The organism is Vibrio panuliri, from assembly GCF_009938205.1.
GTDB classification, from domain to species: domain Bacteria; phylum Pseudomonadota; class Gammaproteobacteria; order Enterobacterales; family Vibrionaceae; genus Vibrio; species Vibrio panuliri.
The window spans coordinates 2,583,539-2,608,902 of the sequence record NZ_AP019654.1 but is presented as its reverse complement, the minus strand read 5'-3'; the positions used below and the strand labels follow the sequence as shown (position 1 = coordinate 2,608,902).

The following is a 25,364-nucleotide window of genomic DNA, read 5'->3' as shown; positions in this document are numbered from 1 at the left end:
ATGCGTCTAGACAGATTTACTAGCAAGTTCCAAATCGCTATTTCTGACGCGCAGTCTTTGGCGTTAGGTCGCGATCATCAATACATTGAACCCGTCCACTTGATGGTGGCGTTAATGGATCAAAATGGTAGCCCGATCCGTCCACTGTTGACGATGTTAAGCGTTGATGTTTCTCAGTTGCGTTCCAAGTTGGGAGAAATGTTGGATCGCTTACCTAAGGTAAGTGGTATCGGCGGTGATGTTCAACTATCAGGCAGCATGGGCACGCTGTTTAATCTATGTGACAAAGTGGCACAAAAGCGCCAAGACACCTATATCTCTTCAGAGATCTTCCTCCTCGCTGCGATTGAAGACCGAGGACCTCTTGGTGCATTGCTAAAAGAGTTTGGCATCACAGAGCAGAAAGTCAGTGAAGCAATTGATAAGGTCAGAGGCGGGCAAAAGGTTGATGACCCAAATGCTGAAGAGATGCGTCAAGCATTAGAGAAATTTACTGTCGATCTTACCGAGCGCGCCGAGCAAGGCAAACTTGACCCGGTGATAGGCCGTGATGATGAAATTCGTCGCACTATTCAAGTATTACAGCGTCGCACGAAAAATAACCCAGTAATTATTGGTGAGCCAGGCGTGGGTAAAACTGCGATTGTTGAAGGTTTGGCCCAGCGTATTATTAATAATGAAGTGCCGGAAGGCTTACGTGGCCGTCGCGTATTGTCATTAGATATGGGCGCATTGGTCGCAGGTGCTAAATATCGAGGCGAGTTTGAGGAGCGTTTAAAATCAGTTTTAAACGAACTATCTAAAGAAGAGGGTAACATCATCCTCTTTATCGATGAAATTCATACTATGGTTGGCGCCGGTAAAGGTGAAGGCTCGATGGACGCCGGTAACATGCTTAAACCTGCTTTAGCGCGTGGTGAACTGCATTGTGTGGGTGCAACAACCTTAGATGAATATCGTCAGTATATGGAAAAAGATCCCGCTTTAGAGCGCCGTTTCCAAAAAGTGCTGGTGGATGAACCAAGCGTTGAGGACACCGTGGCCATTCTGCGCGGTTTGAAGGAACGTTATGAACTGCATCACCATGTAGAGATCACTGATCCTGCCATTGTGGCGGCAGCGAGCCTATCGCATCGTTATGTTTCAGACCGTCAACTACCTGATAAAGCCATCGACTTAATTGATGAAGCAGCATCGAGTATTCGTATGCAGATGGACTCAAAACCAGAGTCTCTGGATAAGCTAGAGCGAAAAATCATTCAGCTTAAGATTGAGCAGCAAGCGCTTAGCAATGAACAAGATGATGCCAGTGAAAAACGTCTTGAGATCCTCAACTCAGAACTGCAAGAGAAAGAGCGTGAGTTTGCTGAGTTAGAAGAGGTTTGGAATACGGAAAAAGCCGCACTTTCAGGCACCCAGCACATTAAGTCTGAACTGGAGCAAGCGCGTCTTGATATGGAACTTGCTCGCCGAGCTGGCGATTTAAGTCGTATGTCAGAGTTGCAATACGGTCGTATACCTGAGTTGGAGAAACAACTGGACTTAGCCACTCAAGCAGAGATGCAAGAGATGACGTTGCTACGCAATAAGGTGACTGATGCTGAGATCGCTGAAGTGCTGTCTAAGCAAACGGGAATCCCAGTATCCAAAATGCTCGAAGCAGAAAAAGAAAAACTGCTGCGTATGGAGCAGGTACTGCATAAACGCGTGATAGGTCAAAAAGAAGCGGTTGAGGTAGTGTCGAATGCGATTCGCCGTAGCCGAGCGGGGCTGTCTGATCCGAACAAACCAATTGGTTCCTTCTTATTCCTAGGCCCAACAGGGGTTGGTAAAACAGAACTGTGTAAAACGCTCGCTAGTTTTATGTTCGACAGTGAAGATGCCATGGTGCGTATTGATATGTCGGAGTTTATGGAGAAACACTCAGTCGCGCGTTTAGTTGGTGCACCTCCGGGCTATGTCGGCTATGAAGAAGGTGGTTACTTAACAGAAGCGGTTAGACGCAAACCTTATTCCGTCATCTTATTAGATGAAGTAGAAAAGGCGCACCCTGATGTATTCAATATCTTATTGCAAGTATTGGACGATGGGCGTTTAACCGATGGTCAAGGGCGAACCGTCGATTTTCGTAATACCGTCGTTATTATGACATCGAATCTCGGCTCTGCGCGTATTCAAGAGAACTTTAATACACTGGATTACCAAGGTATTAAGAACGAAGTAATGGAAGTGGTGACTAAACACTTCAGACCTGAGTTTCTTAACCGTGTCGATGAGAGTGTTGTTTTCCATCCACTTGGTCAGGATCATATTAAGTCTATTGCTGCTATCCAATTGCTGCGTCTATCTAAGCGAATGGAGGAGCGTGGTTTCCATATGGAAGTATCAGAAAAAGCGTTGGATTTGATCTCTCAAGTTGGTTTTGACCCGGTATACGGTGCGCGACCATTAAAACGTGCTATCCAGCAAAGTGTTGAGAACCCACTGGCTAAGGCTATTTTGTCGGGTCGAGTTGTCCCGGATAAAACCATCAAACTGATTGTGCATAATGACCAAATCGTTGCTCATCAGTAAGTATAAATAGAGTGGAAAGGGGCTTTTAGCCCCTTTTTTGCTGCTGTTTTGGCTGTTTTGTTTAAAATCCGCGCAAACGAACTAAAAGTGGAAAAAAACTATTGCCAGTTAAAATTATCTCCCTATAATTCGCCTCCGTTGTCACGGGAAACCGAGCGATATAGCAAGACAACAAGACGGTGAAAGTTAATAAATTAACTTTCAGAGAAATAACCGAAAAAAGTATTTGACTCCTAAGGTTATCTCGCTAAAATGACCGTCCGCTTTGAGATGAAAGCTTAAAGCAAAGCTCTTTAACAATATAAACCTATCAATCTGTGTGGGCACTCGTTGATGATAATCCAAATTAGAAGCTTAGGCTTCAAATTAGATTTCAATGAAACGAAGTGACCATTGCTAGAAATAGCAGCACAGTCAATTCAAACATTACTATGTAATGTTCAGTATTCATTGAGTCGACAAAATCTTAAATTGAAGAGTTTGATCATGGCTCAGATTGAACGCTGGCGGCAGGCCTAACACATGCAAGTCGAGCGGCAGCGACATAAACAATCCTTCGGGTGCGTTTATGGGCGGCGAGCGGCGGACGGGTGAGTAATGCCTAGGAAATTGCCCTGATGTGGGGGATAACCATTGGAAACGATGGCTAATACCGCATAATGCCTACGGGCCAAAGAGGGGGACCTTCGGGCCTCTCGCGTCAGGATATGCCTAGGTGGGATTAGCTAGTTGGTGAGGTAAGGGCTCACCAAGGCGACGATCCCTAGCTGGTCTGAGAGGATGATCAGCCACACTGGAACTGAGACACGGTCCAGACTCCTACGGGAGGCAGCAGTGGGGAATATTGCACAATGGGCGCAAGCCTGATGCAGCCATGCCGCGTGTATGAAGAAGGCCTTCGGGTTGTAAAGTACTTTCAGTCGTGAGGAAGGTTCATGCGTTAATAGCGTATGGATTTGACGTTAGCGACAGAAGAAGCACCGGCTAACTCCGTGCCAGCAGCCGCGGTAATACGGAGGGTGCGAGCGTTAATCGGAATTACTGGGCGTAAAGCGCATGCAGGTGGTTAGTTAAGTCAGATGTGAAAGCCCGGGGCTCAACCTCGGAATTGCATTTGAAACTGGCTGACTAGAGTACTGTAGAGGGGGGTAGAATTTCAGGTGTAGCGGTGAAATGCGTAGAGATCTGAAGGAATACCGGTGGCGAAGGCGGCCCCCTGGACAGATACTGACACTCAGATGCGAAAGCGTGGGGAGCAAACAGGATTAGATACCCTGGTAGTCCACGCCGTAAACGATGTCTACTTGGAGGTTGTGGCCTTGAGCCGTGGCTTTCGGAGCTAACGCGTTAAGTAGACCGCCTGGGGAGTACGGTCGCAAGATTAAAACTCAAATGAATTGACGGGGGCCCGCACAAGCGGTGGAGCATGTGGTTTAATTCGATGCAACGCGAAGAACCTTACCTACTCTTGACATCCATAGAACTTAGCAGAGATGCTTTGGTGCCTTCGGGAACTATGAGACAGGTGCTGCATGGCTGTCGTCAGCTCGTGTTGTGAAATGTTGGGTTAAGTCCCGCAACGAGCGCAACCCTTATCCTTGTTTGCCAGCGAGTAATGTCGGGAACTCCAGGGAGACTGCCGGTGATAAACCGGAGGAAGGTGGGGACGACGTCAAGTCATCATGGCCCTTACGAGTAGGGCTACACACGTGCTACAATGGCGTATACAGAGGGCAGCCAACTTGCGAAAGTGAGCGAATCCCAAAAAGTACGTCGTAGTCCGGATTGGAGTCTGCAACTCGACTCCATGAAGTCGGAATCGCTAGTAATCGTGGATCAGAATGCCACGGTGAATACGTTCCCGGGCCTTGTACACACCGCCCGTCACACCATGGGAGTGGGCTGCAAAAGAAGTGGGTAGTTTAACCTTCGGGAGGACGCTCACCACTTTGTGGTTCATGACTGGGGTGAAGTCGTAACAAGGTAGCGCTAGGGGAACCTGGCGCTGGATCACCTCCTTATACGATGATTATTGCGATGAGTGTTCACACAGATTGATACGGTTTGTAATTAAGAGACGATACTGGGTCTGTAGCTCAGGTGGTTAGAGCGTTCGCCTGATAAGCGAGAGGTCGGTGGTTCGAGTCCACTCAGACCCACCAATTCCCATCCCAAGGAATTGGCACACAGTATCAACACCTGATGGGGCTATAGCTCAGCTGGGAGAGCGCCTGCCTTGCACGCAGGAGGTCTGCGGTTCGATCCCGCATAGCTCCACCATCTCTAAGCACATTTGATTAAGTGTTCTTAAAAATGGTTTCTTTCTTTAAGTAGAAAGTAAAATCTAGCTCTTTAACAATTTGGAAAGCTGACAAAACAACAATTTATTGTTGTTTGTAAAGTTCTCAAAGTATTCATTTATGAATACACAAAAACACATTCAAGTGTTCTTGGAATTTGAGTCCGGCAAAATCGAGTCTGCATCATGTATAAAAATTGCAGACAACTTTGGTGATTTGAACATCAACTCGAAACTCCTTCGGGTTGTATGGTTAAGTGACTAAGCGTACACGGTGGATGCCTTGGCAGTCAGAGGCGATGAAGGACGTATTAACTTGCGATAAGCCCAGATTAGGCAGTAAAAGCCACTTGAGTCTGGGATTTCCGAATGGGGAAACCCACTTACATAAGTAAGTATCGTTATGTGAATACATAGCATAACGAGGCGAACCGGGGGAACTGAAACATCTAAGTACCCCGAGGAAAAGAAATCAACCGAGATTCCGAAAGTAGCGGCGAGCGAAATTGGACTAGCCCTTAAGCTTTATACACGTTAGACGAACGGTCTGGAAAGTCCGACGATACAGGGTGATAGTCCCGTAGTTGACGATGTGTGTTCAGTGAAATCGAGTAGGGCGGGACACGTGTTATCCTGTCTGAATATGGGGGGACCATCCTCCAAGGCTAAATACTACTGACTGACCGATAGTGAACCAGTACCGTGAGGGAAAGGCGAAAAGAACCCCTGTGAGGGGAGTGAAATAGAACCTGAAACCGTGTACGTACAAGCAGTAGGAGCAGGCTTTGTCCTGTGACTGCGTACCTTTTGTATAATGGGTCAGCGACTTATATTCAGTGGCAAGGTTAACCATCTAGGGGAGCCGTAGGGAAACCGAGTCTTAACTGGGCGTTCAGTCTCTGGATATAGACCCGAAACCAGGTGATCTAGCCATGGGCAGGTTGAAGGTTGAGTAACATCAACTGGAGGACCGAACCGACTAATGTTGAAAAATTAGCGGATGACTTGTGGCTAGGGGTGAAAGGCCAATCAAACCTGGAGATAGCTGGTTCTCCCCGAAAGCTATTTAGGTAGCGCCTCGGACGAATACTACTGGGGGTAGAGCACTGTTAAGGCTAGGGGGTCATCCCGACTTACCAACCCTTTGCAAACTCCGAATACCAGTAAGTACTATCCGGGAGACACACGGCGGGTGCTAACGTCCGTCGTGGAGAGGGAAACAACCCAGACCGCCAGCTAAGGTCCCAAATTATAGCTAAGTGGGAAACGATGTGGGAAGGCTTAGACAGCTAGGATGTTGGCTTAGAAGCAGCCATCATTTAAAGAAAGCGTAATAGCTCACTAGTCGAGTCGGCCTGCGCGGAAGATGTAACGGGGCTAAGCTATAAACCGAAGCTGCGGCAATAACTTTTAGTTATTGGGTAGGGGAGCGTTCTGTAAGCCGTTGAAGGTGTGTTGTAAAGCATGCTGGAGGTATCAGAAGTGCGAATGCTGACATGAGTAACGATAAAGGGGGTGAAAAACCTCCTCGCCGGAAGACCAAGGGTTCCTGTCCAACGTTAATCGGGGCAGGGTAAGTCGACCCCTAAGGCGAGGCCGAAAGGCGTAGTCGATGGGAAACGGGTTAATATTCCCGTACTTCTTACAATTGCGATGGGGGGACGGAGAAGGCTAGGTGGGCCTGGCGACGGTTGTCCAGGTTCAAGTGCGTAGGCTTAAGAGTTAGGTAAATCCGGCTCTTTTTAAGGCTGAGACACGACGTCGAGCTACTACGGTAGTGAAGTCATTGATGCCATGCTTCCAGGAAAAGCCTCTAAGCTTCAGATTGTAAGGAATCGTACCCCAAACCGACACAGGTGGTCGGGTAGAGAATACCAAGGCGCTTGAGAGAACTCGGGTGAAGGAACTAGGCAAAATGGTACCGTAACTTCGGGAGAAGGTACGCTCTTGACGGTGAAGTCCCTTGCGGATGGAGCTATTGAGAGTCGCAGATACCAGGTGGCTGCAACTGTTTATTAAAAACACAGCACTGTGCAAAATCGTAAGATGACGTATACGGTGTGACGCCTGCCCGGTGCCGGAAGGTTAATTGATGGGGTTAGACTTAGGTCGAAGCTCTTGATCGAAGCCCCGGTAAACGGCGGCCGTAACTATAACGGTCCTAAGGTAGCGAAATTCCTTGTCGGGTAAGTTCCGACCTGCACGAATGGCGTAATGATGGCCACGCTGTCTCCACCCGAGACTCAGTGAAATTGAAATCGCTGTGAAGATGCAGTGTACCCGCGGCTAGACGGAAAGACCCCGTGAACCTTTACTACAGCTTGGCACTGAACATTGACCCTACATGTGTAGGATAGGTGGGAGGCTTTGAAGCACGTACGCCAGTATGTGTGGAGCCGTCCTTGAAATACCACCCTTGTAGTGTTGATGTTCTAACGTCGACCCCTAATCGGGGTTACGGACAGTGCCTGGTGGGTAGTTTGACTGGGGCGGTCTCCTCCCAAAGAGTAACGGAGGAGCACGAAGGTGGGCTAAACACGGTTGGACATCGTGTGGTTAGTGCAATGGCATAAGCCCGCTTAACTGCGAGAATGACAATTCGAGCAGGTACGAAAGTAGGTCATAGTGATCCGGTGGTTCTGTATGGAAGGGCCATCGCTCAACGGATAAAAGGTACTCCGGGGATAACAGGCTGATACCGCCCAAGAGTTCATATCGACGGCGGTGTTTGGCACCTCGATGTCGGCTCATCACATCCTGGGGCTGAAGTCGGTCCCAAGGGTATGGCTGTTCGCCATTTAAAGTGGTACGCGAGCTGGGTTTAGAACGTCGTGAGACAGTTCGGTCCCTATCTGCCGTGGGCGTTGGAGAATTGAAAGGGGCTGCTCCTAGTACGAGAGGACCGGAGTGGACGAACCTCTGGTGTTCGGGTTGTGTCGCCAGACGCATTGCCCGGTAGCTAAGTTCGGAATCGATAACCGCTGAAAGCATCTAAGCGGGAAGCGAGCCTTGAGATGAGTTCTCCCTGATACTTTAAGTATCCTAAAGGGTTGTCGGAGACTACGACGTTGATAGGTCAGGTGTGTAAGTGCTGTGAGGCATTGAGCTAACTGATACTAATTGCCCGTGAGGCTTAACCATACAACACCCAAGGGGTTTTGATGGACTCAAAGAAAGAACAAAACTTGATTGTGTAGAGAACACAAACCAGCTTTCCGAATTAAAGAATTTGCTTGGCGACCATAGCGATTTGGACCCACCTGATTCCATGCCGAACTCAGAAGTGAAACGAATTAGCGCCGATGGTAGTGTGGGGCTTCCCCATGTGAGAGTAGGACATCGCCAGGCTTTACATTATGGACACTTGCTTGATAGCGAGTAAGCCACTGCGGAGTGGTAGTTCAGTTGGTTAGAATACCGGCCTGTCACGCCGGGGGTCGCGGGTTCGAGTCCCGTCCACTCCGCCACTTATTCAGAGTTTCAGCTCTTTAAAACTGAAGATAGGGGTGTAGCTCCAATTGGCAGAGCAGCGGATTCCAAATCCGCGTGTTGGGAGTTCGAATCTCTCCACCCCTGCCATCTTCGAAAGCCTCGACAGAAATGTCGGGGCTTTTCTGCATTTGTTGCTTTTGCAAAGCAAGTGTTGGGAGCTTGTGCGCAAGCCCGGTCGAATCTTCCACCCCTGCCATCTTCGAAAGCCTCGACAGAAATGTCGGGGCTTTTCTGCATTTGTTGCTTTTGCAAAGCAAGTGTTGGGAGCTTGTGCGCAAGCCCGGTCGAATCTTCCACTCCTGCCATCTTCGAAAGCCTCGACAGAAATGTCGGGGCTTTTTCGCATCTATCGCTTTTTCAAAGCGAGTGTTGGGAGCTGGAGCGCCAGCCCGGTCGAATCTTCCACCCCTGCCATCTTCGAAAGCCTCGGCAGAAATGTCGGGGCTTTTTTGCATTTGTTGCTTTTGCAAAGCAAGTGTTGGGAGCTTGTGCGCAAGCCCGGTCGAATCTTCCACTCCTGCCATCTTCGAAAGCCTCGACAGAAATGTCGGGGCTTTTTTACGTCTTTCTAAAGCCTCAGACTACGCGTCCCGACGGTAATACAGGGACGCAAAGCAAGTAGCTCTCGATTCTCTCCTCTACACTCTGTTACTCTTCTCCCTCTCCCTATCTATCTTTAGCAACAACCCGTAACATTTCTCTTGTCCGCTCTGAAACTGCCCTGACAGTCACTGAAGTTCTGCTGACAGTGGTTGCTTACCATACAACCAGTTCAAAAGATGAGGTGTCCTATGAGAATAAACAACAAGCTAGTTTTAACATCGTTTATTGCTATTCCTTTGCTAGCTGGCTGTGTTACCCCTGGTGAGGATGACCCAAATGCTGCGACCAAGCAGGGGGCTGTTGGAGGAGCATTGTTAGGTTTAACAATGGGAGCTTTAACAGGAGAATCCGACCTCGCCGTAAAAGGGGCGATAGCCGGTGGTGTTGCAGGTGGTGTTGCGGGGGCAAGCCAAGATTTGCAAAGTAACCGTGACAATATTCGTCATGATAGCCGCAATGATGCTCTTGGGACGATAGGAACGGGTAAGAGCGAGACGCAATCACAGCAAAATTGGCAACAGTTAGAGAATTTTGTTGGTGAGTGGAACGTGAATATTCAAAGTCATATAGTGACGACAGAGCATCGGCAAATAACCGCTGAAGGCAAGTTAGCGTCACTTTCGTCAGCAGATGTAAAGATCACTAATCAGCAAGGGTTAGACCTCAGCGCATCCTTCAGTTATCAACAAAGTGAAGGTTATCAAATGCAAGTAACGAATCAGGCGAAACAGGTTTCGGTTAACTTTGTTGGTGATGCAAACGAGGGTGCAAGCAAAGTTTCATTTTATCCATCCAATGTACAAGATGTCATCTATGCCGATATCCCTTCGTCAGATGTACGCCTAGAACTCAGTTTTGTCGGCAATCAAGTTTGGTTGATTGATAGTTATGCTTATATTGATGGGCAAGAGCAAAAGCTACAAACATTTCGCTTTACTCGAATCAGTTGATACAAAAAGCCCCGCTACTTGAGCGGGGCTTTGTTTAATCAGCTGTGACGGTAGTGATTATTTTAGAATTGCTACATTGCCGTTTTCGCGGATGTGCTTAAGGATACCTTTAACACCGCGAGCACTTGCTGCAACAACATTACCTGACTGCATGTAGTCTGTGCCACCTGCAAAGTCAGTCACAATAGCACCAGCTTCGCGAGCAATTAGCTCACCAGCAGCGATATCCCAAGGTTTTAGGCCAAGTTCGAAGAAGCCATCGACACGGCCTGCAGCTAAGTAACATAGATCTAACGCAGCAGAACCTGTGCGACGGAAGTCTGCACAATCTACGAATAGCGCAGATAGGATCTTGAAGTAAGATTCTGAGTGTTGCTTTTGCTTGTATGGGAAACCTGTTGCTAGAACAGTACCTTGCATATCTTTTACTTGTTTAACGCGAATACGTGCATTGTTTAGTTGCGCGCCAGCGCCGCGTTGAGCAGTAAATAGTTCGTTTTGCATAGGGTCGTAAACACACGCAACTTCTGTTTTGCCTTTAATACGAACAGCAATAGATACAGAGAAGTGTGGTAGACCTTTAACGAAGTTAGTGGTGCCATCCAGTGGGTCGATGATCCATTGTACGTCCTTATCTTTACCGTCGATAAGACCGTTTTCTTCTGCCACGATACAGTGTTCAGGGTAAGATGCCTTGATTGTATCGATGATCAGTGCTTCTGCTTCTTTGTCTACGTTAGTAACAAAGTCGTTCGTGCCTTTTTGAGTAGATTCGATCTTCTCAACATTTTCTAGTGATTTAGCAATATGGTTGCCAGCTTTTCGTGCCGCACGAATAGCGATATTAAGCATTGGATGCATACAAAATTTCCCAACGGATGTTAAAGAACAGAAAAACGCCGCGAAGTATACACAGAATATTCGCTAAAGGGAAGTGGTTAATTGTTGCACTATTGGCAAGCAAATATGAATCACTTTAACCATTTTTTTCTGCAATGTGATAATATCTCGCCACTTTATTTCGTACAGGTATTTCTCATGCTCAGCAACGTTAAAGTTGTCCTCGTTGGTACATCTCATTCCGGTAATATTGGCTCAGCCGCTCGTGCTATGAAGGTTATGGGATTGAACAACATGGTGCTTGTCGCACCTGAGTGTGAGGTGGATGGTCAAGCCATCGCTTTAGCGGCCGGTGCAAGTGATATTGCACTGAATGCTCAGATTGTTGATAGTTTAGAAGAAGCGGTCAAAGATTGTGCTCTCGTGGTTGGGTCGAGCGCACGTTCTCGTACTCTTGAGTGGCCGATGCTTGAGCCTCGTGAATGTGGCGAGAAATGTGCGTTAGAAGGTCAACATAGCCAAGTGGCCATCGTCTTTGGGCGTGAGCGCACGGGTTTAACCAATGACGAACTGCAAACGTGTCATTACCACGTCTGTATCCCAGCCAATCCAGAGTACAGCTCATTGAACTTAGCGATGGCGGTTCAGACGATTGCTTATGAAATTCGCGTGGCGTTTTTAGCTCAGCAAAAGCAAAACTTTGCCCAACCAGCGGAAGAATCCTATCCGCGCCACGAAGAGCTAGAAATGTTTTTCACACACCTTGAAAAAGTGATGATTGATACCCAATTCATTTCTGCAGACCAGCCTAGTAAAGTGATGAACAAGATGCGTCGCTTGTTCAACCGAGCTCGTCCAGAGTCGCAAGAGCTAAACACGTTGCGCGGTATTTTGACTGCCGTAGAGAAAAAAATAGGCAGCCGTTAACACCATATAAAGGTTGGGGTTAAATACCTGACTGTTTTAGTCAAATAAATACTTGACCATTTTTGTCAGGTATGAAAAACTTCTTACCACATGAACGATGTGGATATGGTGTTTTATGAGACTTACATCTAAGGGAAGATACGCGGTTACAGCTATGCTAGATGTGGCTTTACATTCACAGCAGAGTCCCGTACCGCTAGCAGACATCTCAGAGCGACAAGGTATTTCGCTTTCATACTTAGAGCAGCTATTTTCAAAGCTGCGCAAAGCCGGATTGGTTGCCAGCGTTCGCGGGCCAGGTGGTGGTTATCGCCTAGGAGCGGATGCGCACACAATTGCCATTGGTACCGTAATTGCGGCTGTTGACGAGTCTGTTGATGCGACAAAATGTAATGGCAAAGGAGACTGCCAAGGTGGTACACGTTGCCTAACTCACACATTGTGGCGCGATTTAAGCTCGCGTATTAGTGACTTCCTAAACAACATCACCCTTGGTGAGTTGATGCAAGACAACGAAGTAATTGAAATTTCAGACCGACAAGACATAGATCTTGCGGTGAACCACGGTCTAGCAAATCGCACTGCATTCGGTGCGGCTGTGGATTTAAATGTCCGCTCGTGAGCGGTCAGCAATGTTACATTGGAGTAGAGAATGAAACTGCCGATTTATCTTGATTATTCAGCAACTTGTCCAGTAGATCCTCGAGTAGCTGAAAAGATGGTTCAGTACATGACGATGGATGGTACGTTTGGTAACCCTGCGTCTCGTTCGCACCGTTACGGTTGGCAAGCTGAAGAAGCAGTCGACAATGCTCGTGAGCAAATTGCTGATCTGCTGAATGCAGACCCTCGCGAAATCGTCTTTACGTCAGGTGCCACCGAGTCAGATAACCTTGCGATTAAAGGTGCTGCTCACTTCTATTCAAAGAAAGGCAAGCACGTAATCACTTGTAAAACAGAGCACAAAGCGGTTCTTGACCCATGTCGTCAACTTGAGCGCGAAGGTTTTGAAGTTACCTACCTTGAGCCTGAGTCAAATGGTCTGATTGACCTAAACAAGCTTGAAGCTGCGATGCGTGAAGATACTGTGCTTGTTTCTATCATGCATGTGAATAATGAAATTGGCGTGGTACAAGATATTGCGGCCATTGGTGAGCTTTGCCGCTCACGTAAAATCATTTTCCATGTCGATGCGGCACAGTCTGCAGGTAAATTACCAATTGACGTACAAGAGCTAAAAGTGGATCTCATCTCGCTATCTGCGCACAAGATCTACGGTCCTAAAGGTATCGGTGCTCTTTATGTACGTCGTAAGCCTCGCATCCGTCTTGAAGCGCAAATGCATGGTGGTGGTCATGAACGTGGTTTCCGTTCAGGTACACTTCCTACGCATCAAATTGTGGGTATGGGTGAAGCATTCCGCATCGCTAAAGAAGATATGCAGAAAGATTACGACCACGCAATGACTCTACGTAATCGCCTACTTAACGGTGTGAAAGACTTAGAAGCTGTGACGGTTAACGGTGACCTAGAGCAACGTGTTCCTCACAACCTGAACGTGAGCTTTGCCTTTGTGGAAGGTGAGTCGCTGCTTATGTCGCTTAAAGACCTTGCTGTATCATCAGGCAGTGCTTGTACATCGGCAAGTCTAGAGCCTTCATACGTACTTCGTGCCCTTGGTCTTGATGACGAATTGGCACACAGTTCTGTTCGTTTCTCATTTGGTCGTTTTACGACAGAAGAAGAAGTGGACTATGCAATTGAACAAATTCGCGTAGCCGTCACTAAGCTACGTGACATGTCTCCTCTATGGGATATGTACAAGGAAGGGGTTGACCTAAGTACAGTTGAGTGGGCACACCACTAAGCACTTAGCTTCCCAATTGGTGTAGAGGATTCGAGGTAAAAATTATGGCATATAGCGAAAAAGTAATTGATCACTATGAGAACCCGCGTAACGTTGGTTCATTTGACAAAGAAGACCCATCAGTAGGTAGCGGCATGGTTGGTGCGCCTGCGTGTGGTGACGTAATGAAACTGCAGATCAAAGTGACGCCAGAGGGCATCATTGAAGACGCGAAGTTTAAAACATACGGTTGCGGCAGTGCGATCGCATCAAGCTCTCTAGTGACAGAATGGGTGAAAGGCAAGTCTATTGATGAAGCCGCAGCGATCAAAAACTCTGAAATTGCTGAAGAGTTAGAGTTGCCACCAGTTAAGGTTCACTGTTCAATCCTAGCTGAAGATGCAATTAAAGCAGCAGTTGCTGACTATAAGAAAAAACATCAGTAAAATTGACGTTTAAATAATGGGAGCGTCGCTCCCATTTCATTGGTATATCAAAATTCAAGGTGCAGTATGGCCATTACACTATCAGATGCAGCAGCAAGCCGAGTAAGAGCTTTCCTAGAGAACCGCGGGAAGGGCGTTGGTTTGCGTCTTGGAGTTAAAACGACAGGCTGTTCTGGTATGGCTTACGTACTAGAGTTTGTCGATGAAGTAAATGAAGAAGACGAAGTGTTCGAGCACAAAGGCGTTAACGTTATCATTGATAAAAAGAGCCTTGTTTACCTTGATGGCACTGAGCTTGACTATATTAAGCAAGGGTTGAATGAAGGCTTTGAGTTCAACAACCCTAATGCTAAAAGCGAATGTGGCTGTGGTGAGAGCTTCAACGTTTAATTCTTGCTCTCCTGTTTGAGCAAAGCAGGCAGGAGAGACGTTACCAAGGGTCAGATTTAAATGAATCACTTTGAATTATTTGGGCTACCAACTCAGTTTGAACTGGATGGTAGCCTTCTTTCTTCTCAATTCCGCGAATTACAAAAACGCTTTCATCCAGACAATTTTGCCACGGCTTCAGAGCGAGACCGTTTAATGGCGGTGCAGAAAGCGGCACAAATTAATGATGCATACCAAGTGCTTAAGCACCCAATCTCTCGCGCTGAATATCTGCTAGCTGAAAATGGCTCCGATATTCGAGCTGAGCAGCAGACAATGCAAGATCCGATGTTTTTGATGGAACAGATGGAACTTCGTGAAGAATTAGAAGAACTTGCTACATCAGCAGATCCTGAATCGGCACTGTTTGACTTTGATAGCAAAGTATCCAAGATGTACAAACAACAACTTGTGAATGTTGAAGAGCAATTAAACCAAGCCCAATGGTCACAAGCTGCTGATAGCGTTCGTAAGCTTAAATTTATTGCCAAACTAAAAAATGAAATCGAGTTGGTAGAAGATAAACTACTCGGCTAACCCAAGAGCAAGGAATAATAATGGCATTACTTCAAATTGCAGAACCGGGTCAGAGCTCGGCACCTCATGAGCACAAACTGGCAGCGGGCATTGATTTAGGTACAACCAACTCTTTGGTGGCCTCTGCTCGTAGTGGCAACATCGCACCTCTTGAAGATGCTCAAGGTCGCCGAATTTTGCCATCCGTAGTACGTTACACTGCCGAAGCGCATCAAGTAGGTTATCAAGCACTTGAGAGTGCAGAAGTTGACCCAACGAACACCATCATTTCAGTTAAACGCCTTATCGGTCGTTCTCTTACCGATATTCAACAGCGTTACCCATCTTTACCTTATCAGCTTAAAGCGAGCGACAATGGCTTACCTATCCTTGCGACTGCTGCAGGGGATAAAAACCCAATCGAAGTCTCAGCTGATATTCTAAGCGCGCTAAAACTGCGAGCTGAAGACACACTTGGTGGTGAGCTTGCAGGCGTAGTGATTACCGTTCCTGCTTACTTCGATGATGCTCAACGTGCTGGCACCAAAGATGCAGCTAAGTTAGCTGGCTTACATGTATTGCGTTTGCTTAATGAGCCAACGGCAGCTGCGATAGCCTATGGCCTAGATTCCGGTCAAGAAGGTGTTATTGCGGTTTATGATCTTGGCGGTGGCACATTCGATATTTCGATTCTACGTCTATCAAAAGGTGTGTTTGAAGTCTTGGCGACCGGAGGTGACTCTGCATTAGGTGGTGACGATTTTGACCATCTATTAGCCGATTTCTTGCTTGAGAAAGCCAGCCTGACAGAAGCGTTGAGTGCGGAGCAAAATCGTACTTTGCTTAATCTGGCACAAAAAACCAAACAAGCGTTTTCAGAGCAAGATTCTGTCACTGTCGACGTGTTTGGTTGGCAAGGTGAAGTGAGCCGTGCTGAGTTTGAAGAACTGATTCGTCCACTGGTTAAGAAAACACTGATGTCTTGTCGCCGTGCGTTAAAAGACGCTGACGTTGAGCTTGAAGAAGTTAACGAAGTGGTGATGGTGGGTGGTTCAACTCGCACGCTATTAGTGCGAGAAATGGTGGGCGAGTTCTTTGGTCGTACACCACTGACTAGCATTAACCCCGATGAAGTCGTGGCAATTGGCGCGGGTATTCAAGCCGATATTCTGGTGGGTAATAAGCCTGACTCAGAGATGCTACTACTTGACGTGATTCCATTGTCTCTCGGCATTGAAACCATGGGTGGATTAATTGAAAAGATCATTCCACGCAATACCACCATTCCTGTGGCACGCGCTCAAGAGTTTACGACGTTTAAAGATGGTCAAACTGCAATGAGTGTTCACGTTGTTCAAGGTGAGCGTGAGATGGTCGACGACTGTCGCTCTCTTGCTCGTTTCTCACTGAAAGGCATTCCACCTATGGCGGCAGGCGCCGCGCATATTCGCGTTACTTACCAAGTTGATGCTGATGGTTTGCTATCCGTAACGGCTATGGAAAAGAGTACCGGCGTTCAGTCTGAAATTCAGGTTAAGCCTTCTTATGGTTTAAGTGATAATGAAGTCGCTGACATGCTACGTGACTCAATGACTTACGCTAAAGAAGATATGCAAGCTCGCGCTCTGGCAGAGCAACGTGTTGAGGCTGATCGTGTTATCGAAGGCTTGATTGCTGCGCTACAAATGGATGGTGACGAATTACTGTCTGAGCAAGAAAATCAAGATTTGCTCAAAGCGATTGAAGCCCTGATTGCACTACGCAACGGCGATGATGCTGATGCGATTGAGTTGGGAATTAAAGAGACGGATAAAGCAAGCCAAGAGTTTGCCTCACGTCGTATGGATAAATCGATTCGAGCTGCGTTGTCAGGTCAATCTGTTGATGATATTTAAGAGTAGAAGTTATGCCTAAAATTATCGTTTTACCTCATGAAGACCTATGTCCAGAGGGTGCAGTACTTGAAGCGGCTAGCGGTGAGACCGTACTAGACGTTGCACTAAAAAACGGCATTGGAATTGAACACGCCTGTGAAAAATCTTGTGCTTGTACCACTTGTCATGTGATCGTTCGTGAAGGTTTCGATTCACTAGAAGAGAGTGATGAACTCGAAGATGACATGCTTGATAAAGCATGGGGTCTAGAGCCAGAATCTCGTCTAGGTTGCCAAGCGCGCGTTGCGGATGAAGATCTTGTTGTCGAGATCCCTAAATACACCCTTAACCACGCTTCAGAAGATCACTAAATACTCGTTATATTTGAAGCTGCAGCGTTGTTAACTGCGTAAGCTGTAACTCCAATTATTTTGCGTATTTTACATCGATGGATGTGAGCAAGAAGAATTACATAAGGAATTGGTTATGAAATGGACAGATTCACATGATATTGCGATTGAGCTTTGCGATAAGTTTCCAGAGATTGATCCAAAAACGGTACGTTTTACCGATCTTCACCAATGGATTTTAGAACTTGAAGAGTTTGATGATGAGCCAAATCGTTCAAATGAAAAGATTCTAGAAGCGGTAATTCTATGCTGGATGGACGAAGCGGATTAACTCTGACAAAACATCGTTCAGTTAACATTTTTTATTAAAATAAGCGGGCCTTTAGGCCCGTTTTTTTATCCATTTGACATTTTTACCTGACATAATGCTAACATCACCACGTAGATGGCAGGTAATGCCAAAGATTCAGACAAGGAGAAACCATGTCTACACAGATGTCGGTATTTTTAACCCAAGAAGAAGCAGCACCAGTATGGGGCGATAAAGCGATTGTATCATTTTCAGAGCAAGGCGCATTTGTCCATCAAGGTGAGGGGCATGATCTTGGTGCAATTCAAAGAGCGGCACGCCAATTTGTTACTCAAGGTATTAAGAGTGTATCACTAGCTGGTGACGGCTGGGATCTTGAAAGCGTATGGGCTTTCCACCAAGGCTACCGTGAACCTAAGAACAGTACATCTTTCGATTGGCCTGCACTTAATGAAGCAGACCAAGCAGAACTAGAAGCACGTATCAAAGCGACAAAGTTCACTTGTGAAATTATCAACAAATCAGCAGAAGAAGTCGCGCCGCGCCAGCTGGCAACCATGGCTTCTGAATTTATTAAATCCGTTGCCCCAGAAGGCACTGTAACCGCTCGCATTGTTAAAGATAAAGATCTGCTAACCGAAGGTTGGGAAGGTATCTATGCCGTTGGTCGTGGTTCAGAGCGCACCTCTGCCATGCTGCAACTGGACTTCAACCCAACGGGTGATGAAAACGCACCAGTGTTCGCATGTTTGGTTGGTAAAGGCATTACCTTCGATTCAGGTGGTTACAGCATTAAGCCATCGGATTTTATGACGGCAATGAAGGCCGATATGGGCGGTGCGGCGACGATCACTGGTGGCTTAGGGCTTGCGATTATGCGTGGTCTGAATAAACGTGTGAAATTGATCCTATGCTGCGCTGAAAATATGATCTCTGGTCGTGCGCTTAAGTTGGGCGACATTATTACTTATAAAAACGGCAAAACCGTTGAGATCATGAACACGGATGCGGAAGGTCGTTTAGTGTTAGCTGATGGTCTTATTTACGCCAGTGAGCAAAAGCCAGAGCTTATCATTGATTGCGCAACCCTAACGGGTGCAGCTAAGTACGCTCTAGGCAATGATTACCATGCATTAATGAGCTTTGATGATGAGCTATCACACAAAGCACTGACATCTGCTCGTGAAGAGAAAGAAGGCTTGTGGCCACTTCCGCTTGCAGATTTCCACCGCGGCATGTTGCCATCTAACTTTGCCGATCTCTCAAATATTGGCAGTGGTGACTTTAGTCCTGGTGCAAGCACTGCAGCAGCTTTCTTGTCATTCTTTGTTGATGATTACAAGAAAGGGTGGCTGCATTTTGATTGTGCGGGGACGTATCGTAAGTCAGCAACTGTTAAGTTAGCACCTGGTGCGACGGGAATGGGTGTGCGCACACTAGCTCGCATTTTGACCCAATAATAAAACCAACAAGTTGAGCAGCAGTTAGACTGCAAGTTGATAATTAAAAGAGAAGTAGAAGGAAACCTTATGGCTCTAGAAAGAACGTTTTCTATTGTTAAGCCCGATGCCGTTAAACGTAACCTAATCGGTGAAATTTACAATCGTATCGAAAAAGCTGGCCTGCAAGTTGTCGCCGCGAAGATGATTCATCTGACTGAAGAACAAGCAAGTGGCTTTTATGCGGAACATGAAGGTAAAGAATTTTTCCCGTCATTAAAGGAGTTTATGACTTCTGGCCCAATTATGGTGCAAGTGTTGGAAGGCGAAGATGCGATCGCACGTTACCGCGAGTTGATGGGTAAAACTAACCCAGAAGAAGCGGCGTGTGGCACGATTCGCGCAGATTACGCATTGAGTATGCGCCACAACTCAGTTCATGGCTCAGATAGCCCTGTATCGGCTGAGCGTGAAATCGCTTTCTTTTTCCCTGAGTCGGAAATCTGCCCTCGATAATCATCGACAGCAATCCTAACTGCGACTTCACGTGGTTTAGGTAAATCCAAAGCAAAGAGCCTCAATTGAGGCTCTTTTGATTTTTCAAAAGTGTCGTTTTATAACATATCTAAACACTTATCTATCGCGGCAACCACGCGCTTTACATCGTCTTCATTGTTGTAAATCGCATAAGAAATACGGATCGTGCCGGTAATGCCCAACGCGTCCATCAATGGATGAGCACAGTGATGCCCTGAGCGAACAGCGATAGCTTGTTGGTCAAGTAATGTTGCGACATCTTGATGGTGGACACCTTCGACGATAAAGGAAATCAACGATGCTTTCGGTTGATAGCCGATAATTTTGATATCGTCATGCAGTCGTAGAGAATGATAGGTCAGCTCAACTAAGCGCTGAATATGTTCTTCAACTTGGTTGCGATCAAACTGTGAATACCACTCAAGCGCTTTCGCTAGTGCAATAGCTCCTGCAACATTAGGTGTGCCCGCCTCAAACTTGCCTGGCAATTGACTGTAGGTGGTGCCGTCAAAAGAGACTTTTTCAACCATCTTTCCGCCGCCATGCCAAGGAGGCATAGCTTCGAGCAAGGCGAGCTTACCAAAAAGTACCCCAATACCGGCTGGAGCAAAAATCTTGTGGCCAGAAAACACCACAAAATCCGCATTGAGTGCTTGCACATCAATAGGAGCGTGCACGATACCTTGAGCAGCATCAATGACGACAACGGCACCAACATGGTGAGCCTGTTGAATAAAAGACTCAATCGACTGACGTGTCCCGGTGACATTGGTGGTATGAGCAAGAGCAACAATTTTGGTCTTCTCATTCAATAGTGAAGAGAAAGCTTGCTCATTTAGCTGACACTCTGCAGTCATCGGTATTTTTACCACTCGGGCACCCGTTTGCTCAGCGACGATCTGCCAAGGAACGATATTGGCATGATGTTCCATCTCACCGATTAAGATCTCGTCCCCGGCTTGCAAGTTACTGCGCGCATAGGTTTGGGCAATTAAGTTGAGTGCCTCAGTCGCCCCGCGAGTCCAAATGATTTCTTTATCGCTGCTCGCGTTTATATACTCAGCGACGGAGTGACGAGCTGCTTCGAACTGGCTGGTGGCTTTGGCTGTAAGGCTGTGACTGCCTCGATGTACATTGGCATTTTGCGCGCTGTAGTATTGGCTAATCGCATCAATAACCACTTGTGGCTTTTGTGTGGTTGCCGCGCTATCAAGATACACCAAGGTTTGTTCATTGACTTGCTGGTTTAGTGCCGGAAACTGCGCCCGAATAGATGCAATATCAAGCATTAGGCTTCACCGATTTCGTGGTAATGAAGTGTTGGAATTGTCACCATTGGCTCTGCAACGGTCCAAGCATGGGCTTTACCAGAAAGACGAATGATAATTTCTATGGCGAACTCAAGGGCGGTTCCTGGTCCTTGACTGGTCAGCAGGTTGTGATTCACATCGTAAGTGACGCGTTTTACGCGCCAGTTTTTGGCTGGAATGTGGCTTTCAAAGTTGGGATGGCAAGTCATTAATGCCTCTGGATACAGCTTGTGATGCGCTAATACCAAGGCTGGAGCGGCACAAATGGCAGCAACCAGTTTGCCTTCATACATTTGTTGGCGGACGATTTCGACAAGTACGGTGCTGTCACGGAACGTTTCTGAACCACCAACGCCGCCGGGAAGAATGATGGCATCAAACTCGTCATCCGCGATATCGACCAAGCGACAATCCGCAGTGAGTGTTACCCCTCTTGAGGCTTTCATCGTCAGTTCGCCATCAGACTCAGCACTTGCAACCACCACGTCGTAGCCAGCTCGAACCATGATATCGATAACAGTGACCGCTTCCATTTCTTCCGTACCCGTCGCGATGGGTACCAATACTTTTTTGCTCATATCTCTGTGGCCTCGTTACCAGCGTTGTTCAATTTGCTTTACTGCGTTATATAGGGCTTGATTGGCAGGTACCGCGATATTGTGCTGATGAGCACACTTGACGACATACCCAGTGATAAAGTCTATCTCGCTTGGGCGCTGATGGGCAATATCTTGCTCCATCGACGAAAAATTCTGGCTGGTGGCGAGAATGACTTCATCAATGATTTGGCGCAGATTGTTTTCCTCTGCTTTAAAGCCTTGTGCGTTTATCACCGCGCAAACCTCGCTGACAATGGCGGTGAGTTGAGCATGATATTGCGGCTGTGCTAACTCTCCATTGCGGATTTGGTGTATTGCAGTCAGAGGGTTTATCGCACAGTTAATTGCCAGCTTGTTCCATAACGCTTGATCAATATTATGATGCCACGCCACGTCTGCAAGAGCATGGTTGAGCACCTCAACTAGAAACTCACATTGCTGACCTTTTTGATTGGCTGCGCCGAGTAGAGTTTTGCCCCGCCCGGTGTGGCTGACCAAATCACTCGACGGGCGATAGGCTCCGTGGGTCGTGGTTGCGAGGAGTAGTGGATTATCCGGTAAGTGCGTTTTTATCGCCTCTGCGGTGCCCATGCCGTTGTGCATCAACACAATAATCGCATCAGAGTTAATGTAGGATTTCATCTGAGTAAGCACTTGCTCAACAATCGGTGCTTTGAGTGTCACCAGAATAACATCCGCGTTCATTACTGAGCTGGGATCATTGTTGGTGAAAGTGTTGGCAAGGCAATGATCTCTTTTGATCACTATTTGATTTGCGGTTTGCCGACTCCACAGCGATATGTGGTGTCCTGCATCTTTTAAGTAACTTGCCCATAGTGAACCAATTGCACCAGGACCAACCACGGTAAAATTCATCGTAAGCTTATCTAACCAACTTAATATTGATGTCAGAGGATAATGCCATCACTAGGGAAAGCCAATAGAAAAGGCACCCTAAGGTGCCTTTTGCTTGATACTCAATATATGTGGTTGTTCCACACTGCTTAGAAATTGTATTGAATACGGTAGATTAAGATATCTTGGTAGTCTTTACGTGCGAGTTTGTTGACTGTGTAACGGTAAAGGATACCCGTTGAGATATGGTCAGTAACGTTCCACATTGCATTTAGGCTACCATTTAGACCCCAGCTTTCAGAATCTACGCCAGATGCGAAGTCAGTACTTTGAATTGCTGCATATTCATCGTTGCGCGCGAACTCAAGTTCATTCCAAGTTGAGAACGTAAAGTTTTGACCGCCAATATCAGTGTTGTAGTAACCAACGTAACCAAACATACCGCCATTACTACCACTTACACCGCCTTCAGTGTTGACTTGGTGGAAACCAATAAATGGCGTAAAGCCCCATCCATCGCCTTTAAGGCCTGTGTAACCAAGACCAAGAACGCGGTTTTGCTCGTGCAGAACAGGGTTCTTATCTTTGTCGGTGTTATAAACCTGAGCATAAAGGCTCACACCTGATTCAGTTAGGTTGTAGTGGATAGTACCTTTTAGTGATGCACCTCTGTCATCACCAGCACGGTCGATACCTTCATAGTCGTAGAAGCCGTAAATTTGACCCCAATCGAATACAGCCCCACCTTCGATGCCAATAACCGCTTGGTCGCGTTCGGAGATTTCTTGACCAAAGTTTGAAGCGTCGTTGCCGAAACCTTGTCCCCATTTTTGGTAGTCAATATACATGCTACCAAAACCAAATAGGTATTCAGCTTGAGCTGGCACTGCTGACACTGCCGCTACGACGCCAAGAGCTAAAAGTGATTTACGCATAAGTGAACTCTCTTCTGTGTGAAACGTGATGTTTATAGTTGTGTTGCACAACTGTTGCTGTGCCTGCTGTGGGTGGGAATAATATTGATATTTCTCTCAAATGAAAGTGCTGTTTGCTGCAAAAATATAAAAACAGAGAGATCTTGATCACGCTTATTAACAAAAAAATCAAATTGTAAGGAACTTTCATTTTGTTGCACTAATTGTGAGCTAGGTATCGATTACGCAAGCGTTTACTTGCTTTTTAGTGGCGATCGAATAACCAACACAAACGGTTACTGATCGTTTATGAGAGTGGTCTCGTATTGATGTCTGAATCAAAAATATGGGGATGACAATGTCGGAGATTATGCTTTTTCCGCTCGGTTCAGTTGTATTACCAGAAGGGAAAATGCGGCTGAGAATTTTCGAGCCTCGATATAAACGTTTAGTGACCGAAGCGAGCAAAGGAGATGGGACGTTTGGCGTTTGTATGTTTCAAAGAGATGATAATTCTCAAGATGGCGAGTTGTCGGTATCTGGGGCGCTGGTCAAAATTGTTGATTTTGAATCTTTAGACGACGGGCTCTTAGGCATCACGGTTGTCGGCATGAAGCGCTTTCAAACGACTAAGGTGAGAGTTGAGCCAGACGGATTGCGCTTCGCAAAGGTAGATTGGTTGCCTTCTTGGGATGTGAGTTCAATGACTGAGGAGGAGTCTTATATTGGACTACAATTGCAAAAGGTTTATGCGCAATTCCCTCAAATTGGGGAGTTGTATGACCAATGCTTTTTCGATGATGCGGCATGGGTTAGTCAGCGTTGGTTAGAGCTGTTGCCTGTCAATTTGTCGCAATTCGACTACCTAGTTCGACAAAAAGATTGCAGCGAAGCGATGCGTTTCTTATCTATAGTGATTGAGAAAGAGTGATCGATCAGGAGCAATTTGCGTAAAACAGCTGATACCCAAATATCAAGGACGTGGTCAATGAGTACACAAGATACGAACACATTCACGCGCGCCGAATGGTCCGAGTGTATGGAACTGGTGAAGCAACGAGATAAAGACGCCTTTGCGCTCATTTTTAACCACTTTTCTCCTCGCCTTAAGCAGTTTGCTTACAAGCACATGGGCAATGAGCAGGTGTCAATTGAGCTGGTTCAAGAAACGATGGCAACGGTGTGGCAAAAGTGTGCGCTCTTTGATGGCACCAAAAGCTCACTCTCAACATGGATCTACACGATTGCACGCAATCAGTGTTTCGATCTTCTGCGCAAGCAAAAAGGGCGAGATGCGCATGTGCTTGCCGATGATATTTGGCCGTCTGACTTTCTTCCACCTGATTTGGTCGAACACTATGCGCCGGAACACGAGATGTTGAAAGAACAGGTGTTGAAATTTTTAGATATTCTCCCTGAAGCGCAACGCAAAGTGGTGCAAGCCGTTTATTTGGAAGAACTGCCTCACCAACAAGTGGCTGACATGTTTGATATTCCTTTGGGGACAGTGAAGTCGCGCTTGCGTTTGGCTGTTGAAAAGTTACGAAATGAGATTGAGGCGGAGCAGTTATGAGTTATCACCCTAGCGAAGATATGTTGCGCGCCTATGTAGAGGGCGAGTTAGATGCGGCAAACAGTTTTGCAGTCGCGACCCATGTAGAGATGTGCCCAAGTTGCAAGAAACTCTGTGCTCAGTTGGAAGAGCAAGCCGGAATGGATTTGTGTGCCAGTGACGTGAGCGCCACTGATGACTGGACTGCGATGCTCGATAAGATTGTCGCGCTGGAGGAGGACCCGCGGCCGTTCAAGTTTAATCGCAAAAGCCGAACAGTGACAGTCAATGATAAGCAATTTAAATTACCTCTATCATTGAGCCGCTTTGTTGATGGTATCGGTGAGTGGAAGAGTTACGGTGGCAAAGTGTTTAGTACGGAGGTAAACCTCGGTGAGGAAGCGCGAGTTAGCTTGCTTTACATAAGTGAAGACGTGCAGATTCCGCAGCACACCCATAAAGGGCTTGAATCAACGCTGGTGCTTCATGGTGGCTTTAGTGATGAGGATGGTCACTACGAAGTGGGCGATTTCATGCTTAAAGATGCGTCGATAAAACATAGCCCGTTTACTAAGAAGGGCGAGGATTGCCTGTGTTTAACGGTGTTGACCGAGCCGCTGCTCTTTACTCAAGGGGTTGCTCGAATATTTAATATGTTTGGTAAAGGGTTGTACCCGTAGTTTTGACAACGTATTAAAAAGG

The 25,364-nt window shown here is 46.7% G+C and carries 21 protein-coding genes, 4 tRNA genes and 3 rRNA genes; 23 read left to right on the top strand and 5 right to left on the bottom strand.

The annotated features are described in order from the left end of the window. The 9 genes from clpB (at position 1) to GZK95_RS11875 (ending at position 9,918) form a co-directional block, all read left to right on the top strand. Entirely contained in the window at positions 1–2,574 is a 2,574-nt protein-coding gene (gene clpB / locus GZK95_RS11915) for an ATP-dependent chaperone ClpB (protein WP_075710973.1), read from the top strand. 468 nt (positions 2,575–3,042) lie between these two features. Continuing rightward, a 16S ribosomal RNA gene (locus tag GZK95_RS11910) occupies positions 3,043–4,595 on the top strand. Between the two features lie 64 nt (positions 4,596–4,659). Next, a tRNA-Ile gene (locus tag GZK95_RS11905) sits at positions 4,660–4,736 on the top strand. Positions 4,737–4,778: 42 nt separating this feature from the next. Beyond that, a tRNA-Ala gene (locus GZK95_RS11900) sits at positions 4,779–4,854 on the top strand. Positions 4,855–5,124: 270 nt separating this feature from the next. After that, a 23S ribosomal RNA gene (locus GZK95_RS11895) occupies positions 5,125–8,014 on the top strand. Positions 8,015–8,105: 91 nt separating this feature from the next. Next, positions 8,106–8,221 (top strand): 5S ribosomal RNA (gene rrf / locus GZK95_RS11890). The 16S, 23S and 5S rRNA genes sit together here with 4 tRNA genes alongside, the layout of an rRNA operon. A gap of 42 nt (positions 8,222–8,263) precedes the next feature. Beyond that, positions 8,264–8,340: transfer RNA gene (locus tag GZK95_RS11885), tRNA-Asp, on the top strand. A gap of 35 nt (positions 8,341–8,375) precedes the next feature. Further along, positions 8,376–8,452: transfer RNA gene (locus GZK95_RS11880), tRNA-Trp, on the top strand. Positions 8,453–9,156: 704 nt separating this feature from the next. Next, the gene (locus GZK95_RS11875) at positions 9,157–9,918 is read left to right on the top strand and encodes a hypothetical protein (RefSeq protein ID WP_075716273.1); all 762 of its coding nucleotides are present in this window, start codon (positions 9,157–9,159) and stop codon (positions 9,916–9,918) included. Between the two features lie 57 nt (positions 9,919–9,975). Here the strand turns inward: GZK95_RS11875 and suhB are convergent, their stop codons facing one another. After that, entirely contained in the window at positions 9,976–10,779 is an 804-nt protein-coding gene (gene suhB / locus GZK95_RS11870; protein ID WP_075706793.1) for an inositol-1-monophosphatase, read from the bottom strand. Positions 10,780–10,956: 177 nt separating this feature from the next. Between suhB and trmJ the strand changes: the two genes are divergently transcribed. The 11 genes from trmJ (at position 10,957) to ndk (ending at position 19,411) form a co-directional block, all read left to right on the top strand. Beyond that, positions 10,957–11,685 (top strand): tRNA (cytosine(32)/uridine(32)-2'-O)-methyltransferase TrmJ, encoded by a 729-nt coding sequence (gene trmJ, locus GZK95_RS11865; protein WP_075716272.1) that lies wholly within the window; start codon positions 10,957–10,959, stop codon positions 11,683–11,685. 115 nt (positions 11,686–11,800) lie between these two features. After that, the gene (gene iscR / locus GZK95_RS11860; RefSeq protein ID WP_075706794.1) at positions 11,801–12,307 is read left to right on the top strand and encodes a Fe-S cluster assembly transcriptional regulator IscR; all 507 of its coding nucleotides are present in this window, start codon (positions 11,801–11,803) and stop codon (positions 12,305–12,307) included. Positions 12,308–12,337: 30 nt separating this feature from the next. Continuing rightward, a complete protein-coding gene (locus tag GZK95_RS11855; protein WP_075716271.1) occupies positions 12,338–13,552 on the top strand; it encodes an IscS subfamily cysteine desulfurase in 1,215 nt (404 codons plus the stop codon). A gap of 44 nt (positions 13,553–13,596) precedes the next feature. Next, the gene (gene iscU, locus GZK95_RS11850) at positions 13,597–13,977 is read left to right on the top strand and encodes a Fe-S cluster assembly scaffold IscU (protein ID WP_005592829.1); all 381 of its coding nucleotides are present in this window, start codon (positions 13,597–13,599) and stop codon (positions 13,975–13,977) included. A gap of 66 nt (positions 13,978–14,043) precedes the next feature. After that, positions 14,044–14,367, top strand: coding sequence for an iron-sulfur cluster assembly protein IscA (gene iscA / locus GZK95_RS11845; protein WP_075706796.1), 324 nt, complete (start codon positions 14,044–14,046; stop codon positions 14,365–14,367). Between the two features lie 60 nt (positions 14,368–14,427). Next, on the top strand, positions 14,428–14,943 hold the full coding sequence (gene hscB, locus GZK95_RS11840; protein ID WP_075706797.1) for a co-chaperone HscB: 516 nt from the start codon (positions 14,428–14,430) through the stop codon (positions 14,941–14,943). Positions 14,944–14,963: 20 nt separating this feature from the next. Next, complete coding sequence (hscA, locus tag GZK95_RS11835; protein WP_075716270.1) at positions 14,964–16,817, top strand: Fe-S protein assembly chaperone HscA; 1,854 nt, start codon at positions 14,964–14,966, stop codon at positions 16,815–16,817. Between the two features lie 11 nt (positions 16,818–16,828). Next, positions 16,829–17,167 carry an ISC system 2Fe-2S type ferredoxin gene (gene fdx / locus GZK95_RS11830; RefSeq protein WP_075706799.1) on the top strand — a complete coding sequence of 113 codons (339 nt, stop codon included), beginning with the start codon at positions 16,829–16,831 and terminating at the stop codon, positions 17,165–17,167. Positions 17,168–17,282: 115 nt separating this feature from the next. After that, complete coding sequence (iscX, locus tag GZK95_RS11825; RefSeq protein WP_075716269.1) at positions 17,283–17,477, top strand: Fe-S cluster assembly protein IscX; 195 nt, start codon at positions 17,283–17,285, stop codon at positions 17,475–17,477. 152 nt (positions 17,478–17,629) lie between these two features. Further along, positions 17,630–18,916 (top strand): aminopeptidase PepB, encoded by a 1,287-nt coding sequence (gene pepB, locus GZK95_RS11820; RefSeq protein ID WP_075706801.1) that lies wholly within the window; start codon positions 17,630–17,632, stop codon positions 18,914–18,916. A gap of 69 nt (positions 18,917–18,985) precedes the next feature. Beyond that, positions 18,986–19,411: a nucleoside-diphosphate kinase gene (gene ndk / locus GZK95_RS11815; RefSeq protein ID WP_075706802.1), complete on the top strand. Its 426-nt coding sequence runs from the start codon at positions 18,986–18,988 to the stop codon at positions 19,409–19,411. A gap of 98 nt (positions 19,412–19,509) precedes the next feature. On the opposite strand, the gene csdA is transcribed toward ndk, so the two are convergent. From csdA to GZK95_RS11795, 4 genes are all read right to left on the bottom strand, one after another. Next, complete coding sequence (csdA, locus tag GZK95_RS11810; RefSeq protein WP_075716268.1) at positions 19,510–20,721, bottom strand: cysteine desulfurase CsdA; 1,212 nt, start codon at positions 20,719–20,721, stop codon at positions 19,510–19,512. Beyond that, positions 20,721–21,320: a DJ-1 family glyoxalase III gene (locus GZK95_RS11805; protein ID WP_075706804.1), complete on the bottom strand. Its 600-nt coding sequence runs from the start codon at positions 21,318–21,320 to the stop codon at positions 20,721–20,723. The genes csdA and GZK95_RS11805 overlap by 1 nt, the downstream gene beginning before the upstream one ends. Before the next feature lie 15 nt (positions 21,321–21,335). Beyond that, positions 21,336–22,217 carry a 2-dehydropantoate 2-reductase gene (gene panE, locus GZK95_RS11800; protein WP_075716267.1) on the bottom strand — a complete coding sequence of 294 codons (882 nt, stop codon included), beginning with the start codon at positions 22,215–22,217 and terminating at the stop codon, positions 21,336–21,338. A 128-nt stretch (positions 22,218–22,345) separates the two neighbouring features. Continuing rightward, on the bottom strand, positions 22,346–23,131 hold the full coding sequence (locus GZK95_RS11795) for an outer membrane protein OmpK (RefSeq protein WP_075706806.1): 786 nt from the start codon (positions 23,129–23,131) through the stop codon (positions 22,346–22,348). A 337-nt stretch (positions 23,132–23,468) separates the two neighbouring features. Here GZK95_RS11795 and GZK95_RS11790 point away from each other — a divergent pair, with 337 nt between their 5' ends. The 3 genes from GZK95_RS11790 to GZK95_RS11780 are packed head-to-tail and all read left to right on the top strand — an operon-like array spanning position 23,469 to position 25,342. After that, positions 23,469–24,041: an LON peptidase substrate-binding domain-containing protein gene (locus GZK95_RS11790; RefSeq protein WP_075706807.1), complete on the top strand. Its 573-nt coding sequence runs from the start codon at positions 23,469–23,471 to the stop codon at positions 24,039–24,041. 57 nt (positions 24,042–24,098) lie between these two features. Next, on the top strand, positions 24,099–24,683 hold the full coding sequence (locus GZK95_RS11785; RefSeq protein WP_075706808.1) for an RNA polymerase sigma factor: 585 nt from the start codon (positions 24,099–24,101) through the stop codon (positions 24,681–24,683). Further along, the gene (locus GZK95_RS11780; RefSeq protein ID WP_075716266.1) at positions 24,680–25,342 is read left to right on the top strand and encodes a ChrR family anti-sigma-E factor; all 663 of its coding nucleotides are present in this window, start codon (positions 24,680–24,682) and stop codon (positions 25,340–25,342) included. Before GZK95_RS11785 ends, GZK95_RS11780 begins: the two co-directional genes overlap by 4 nt. Positions 25,343–25,364 lie beyond the last annotated feature (22 nt).

What these genes read in the sequence shown, in the direction of transcription:
- trmJ (WP_075716272.1), top strand. Translation starts at nt 10,957, where the DNA reads ATGCTCAGCAACGTTAAAGTTGTCCTCGTTGGTACATCTCATTCCGGT.
- iscR (WP_075706794.1), top strand. Translation starts at nt 11,801, where the DNA reads ATGAGACTTACATCTAAGGGAAGATACGCGGTTACAGCTATGCTAGAT.
- iscA (WP_075706796.1), top strand. Translation starts at nt 14,044, where the DNA reads ATGGCCATTACACTATCAGATGCAGCAGCAAGCCGAGTAAGAGCTTTC.
- GZK95_RS11875 (WP_075716273.1), top strand. Translation starts at nt 9,157, where the DNA reads ATGAGAATAAACAACAAGCTAGTTTTAACATCGTTTATTGCTATTCCT.
- ndk (WP_075706802.1), top strand. Translation starts at nt 18,986, where the DNA reads ATGGCTCTAGAAAGAACGTTTTCTATTGTTAAGCCCGATGCCGTTAAA.
- iscU (WP_005592829.1), top strand. Translation starts at nt 13,597, where the DNA reads ATGGCATATAGCGAAAAAGTAATTGATCACTATGAGAACCCGCGTAAC.
- hscA (WP_075716270.1), top strand. Translation starts at nt 14,964, where the DNA reads ATGGCATTACTTCAAATTGCAGAACCGGGTCAGAGCTCGGCACCTCAT.
- GZK95_RS11785 (WP_075706808.1), top strand. Translation starts at nt 24,099, where the DNA reads ATGAGTACACAAGATACGAACACATTCACGCGCGCCGAATGGTCCGAG.
- pepB (WP_075706801.1), top strand. Translation starts at nt 17,630, where the DNA reads ATGTCTACACAGATGTCGGTATTTTTAACCCAAGAAGAAGCAGCACCA.
- GZK95_RS11780 (WP_075716266.1), top strand. Translation starts at nt 24,680, where the DNA reads ATGAGTTATCACCCTAGCGAAGATATGTTGCGCGCCTATGTAGAGGGC.
- fdx (WP_075706799.1), top strand. Translation starts at nt 16,829, where the DNA reads ATGCCTAAAATTATCGTTTTACCTCATGAAGACCTATGTCCAGAGGGT.
- panE (WP_075716267.1), bottom strand. Translation starts at nt 22,217, where the DNA reads ATGAATTTTACCGTGGTTGGTCCTGGTGCAATTGGTTCACTATGGGCA.
- GZK95_RS11795 (WP_075706806.1), bottom strand. Translation starts at nt 23,131, where the DNA reads ATGCGTAAATCACTTTTAGCTCTTGGCGTCGTAGCGGCAGTGTCAGCA.
- hscB (WP_075706797.1), top strand. Translation starts at nt 14,428, where the DNA reads ATGAATCACTTTGAATTATTTGGGCTACCAACTCAGTTTGAACTGGAT.
- csdA (WP_075716268.1), bottom strand. Translation starts at nt 20,721, where the DNA reads ATGCTTGATATTGCATCTATTCGGGCGCAGTTTCCGGCACTAAACCAG.
- suhB (WP_075706793.1), bottom strand. Translation starts at nt 10,779, where the DNA reads ATGCATCCAATGCTTAATATCGCTATTCGTGCGGCACGAAAAGCTGGC.
- GZK95_RS11805 (WP_075706804.1), bottom strand. Translation starts at nt 21,320, where the DNA reads ATGAGCAAAAAAGTATTGGTACCCATCGCGACGGGTACGGAAGAAATG.
- clpB (WP_075710973.1), top strand. Translation starts at nt 1, where the DNA reads ATGCGTCTAGACAGATTTACTAGCAAGTTCCAAATCGCTATTTCTGAC.
- GZK95_RS11790 (WP_075706807.1), top strand. Translation starts at nt 23,469, where the DNA reads ATGTCGGAGATTATGCTTTTTCCGCTCGGTTCAGTTGTATTACCAGAA.
- iscX (WP_075716269.1), top strand. Translation starts at nt 17,283, where the DNA reads ATGAAATGGACAGATTCACATGATATTGCGATTGAGCTTTGCGATAAG.
- GZK95_RS11855 (WP_075716271.1), top strand. Translation starts at nt 12,338, where the DNA reads ATGAAACTGCCGATTTATCTTGATTATTCAGCAACTTGTCCAGTAGAT.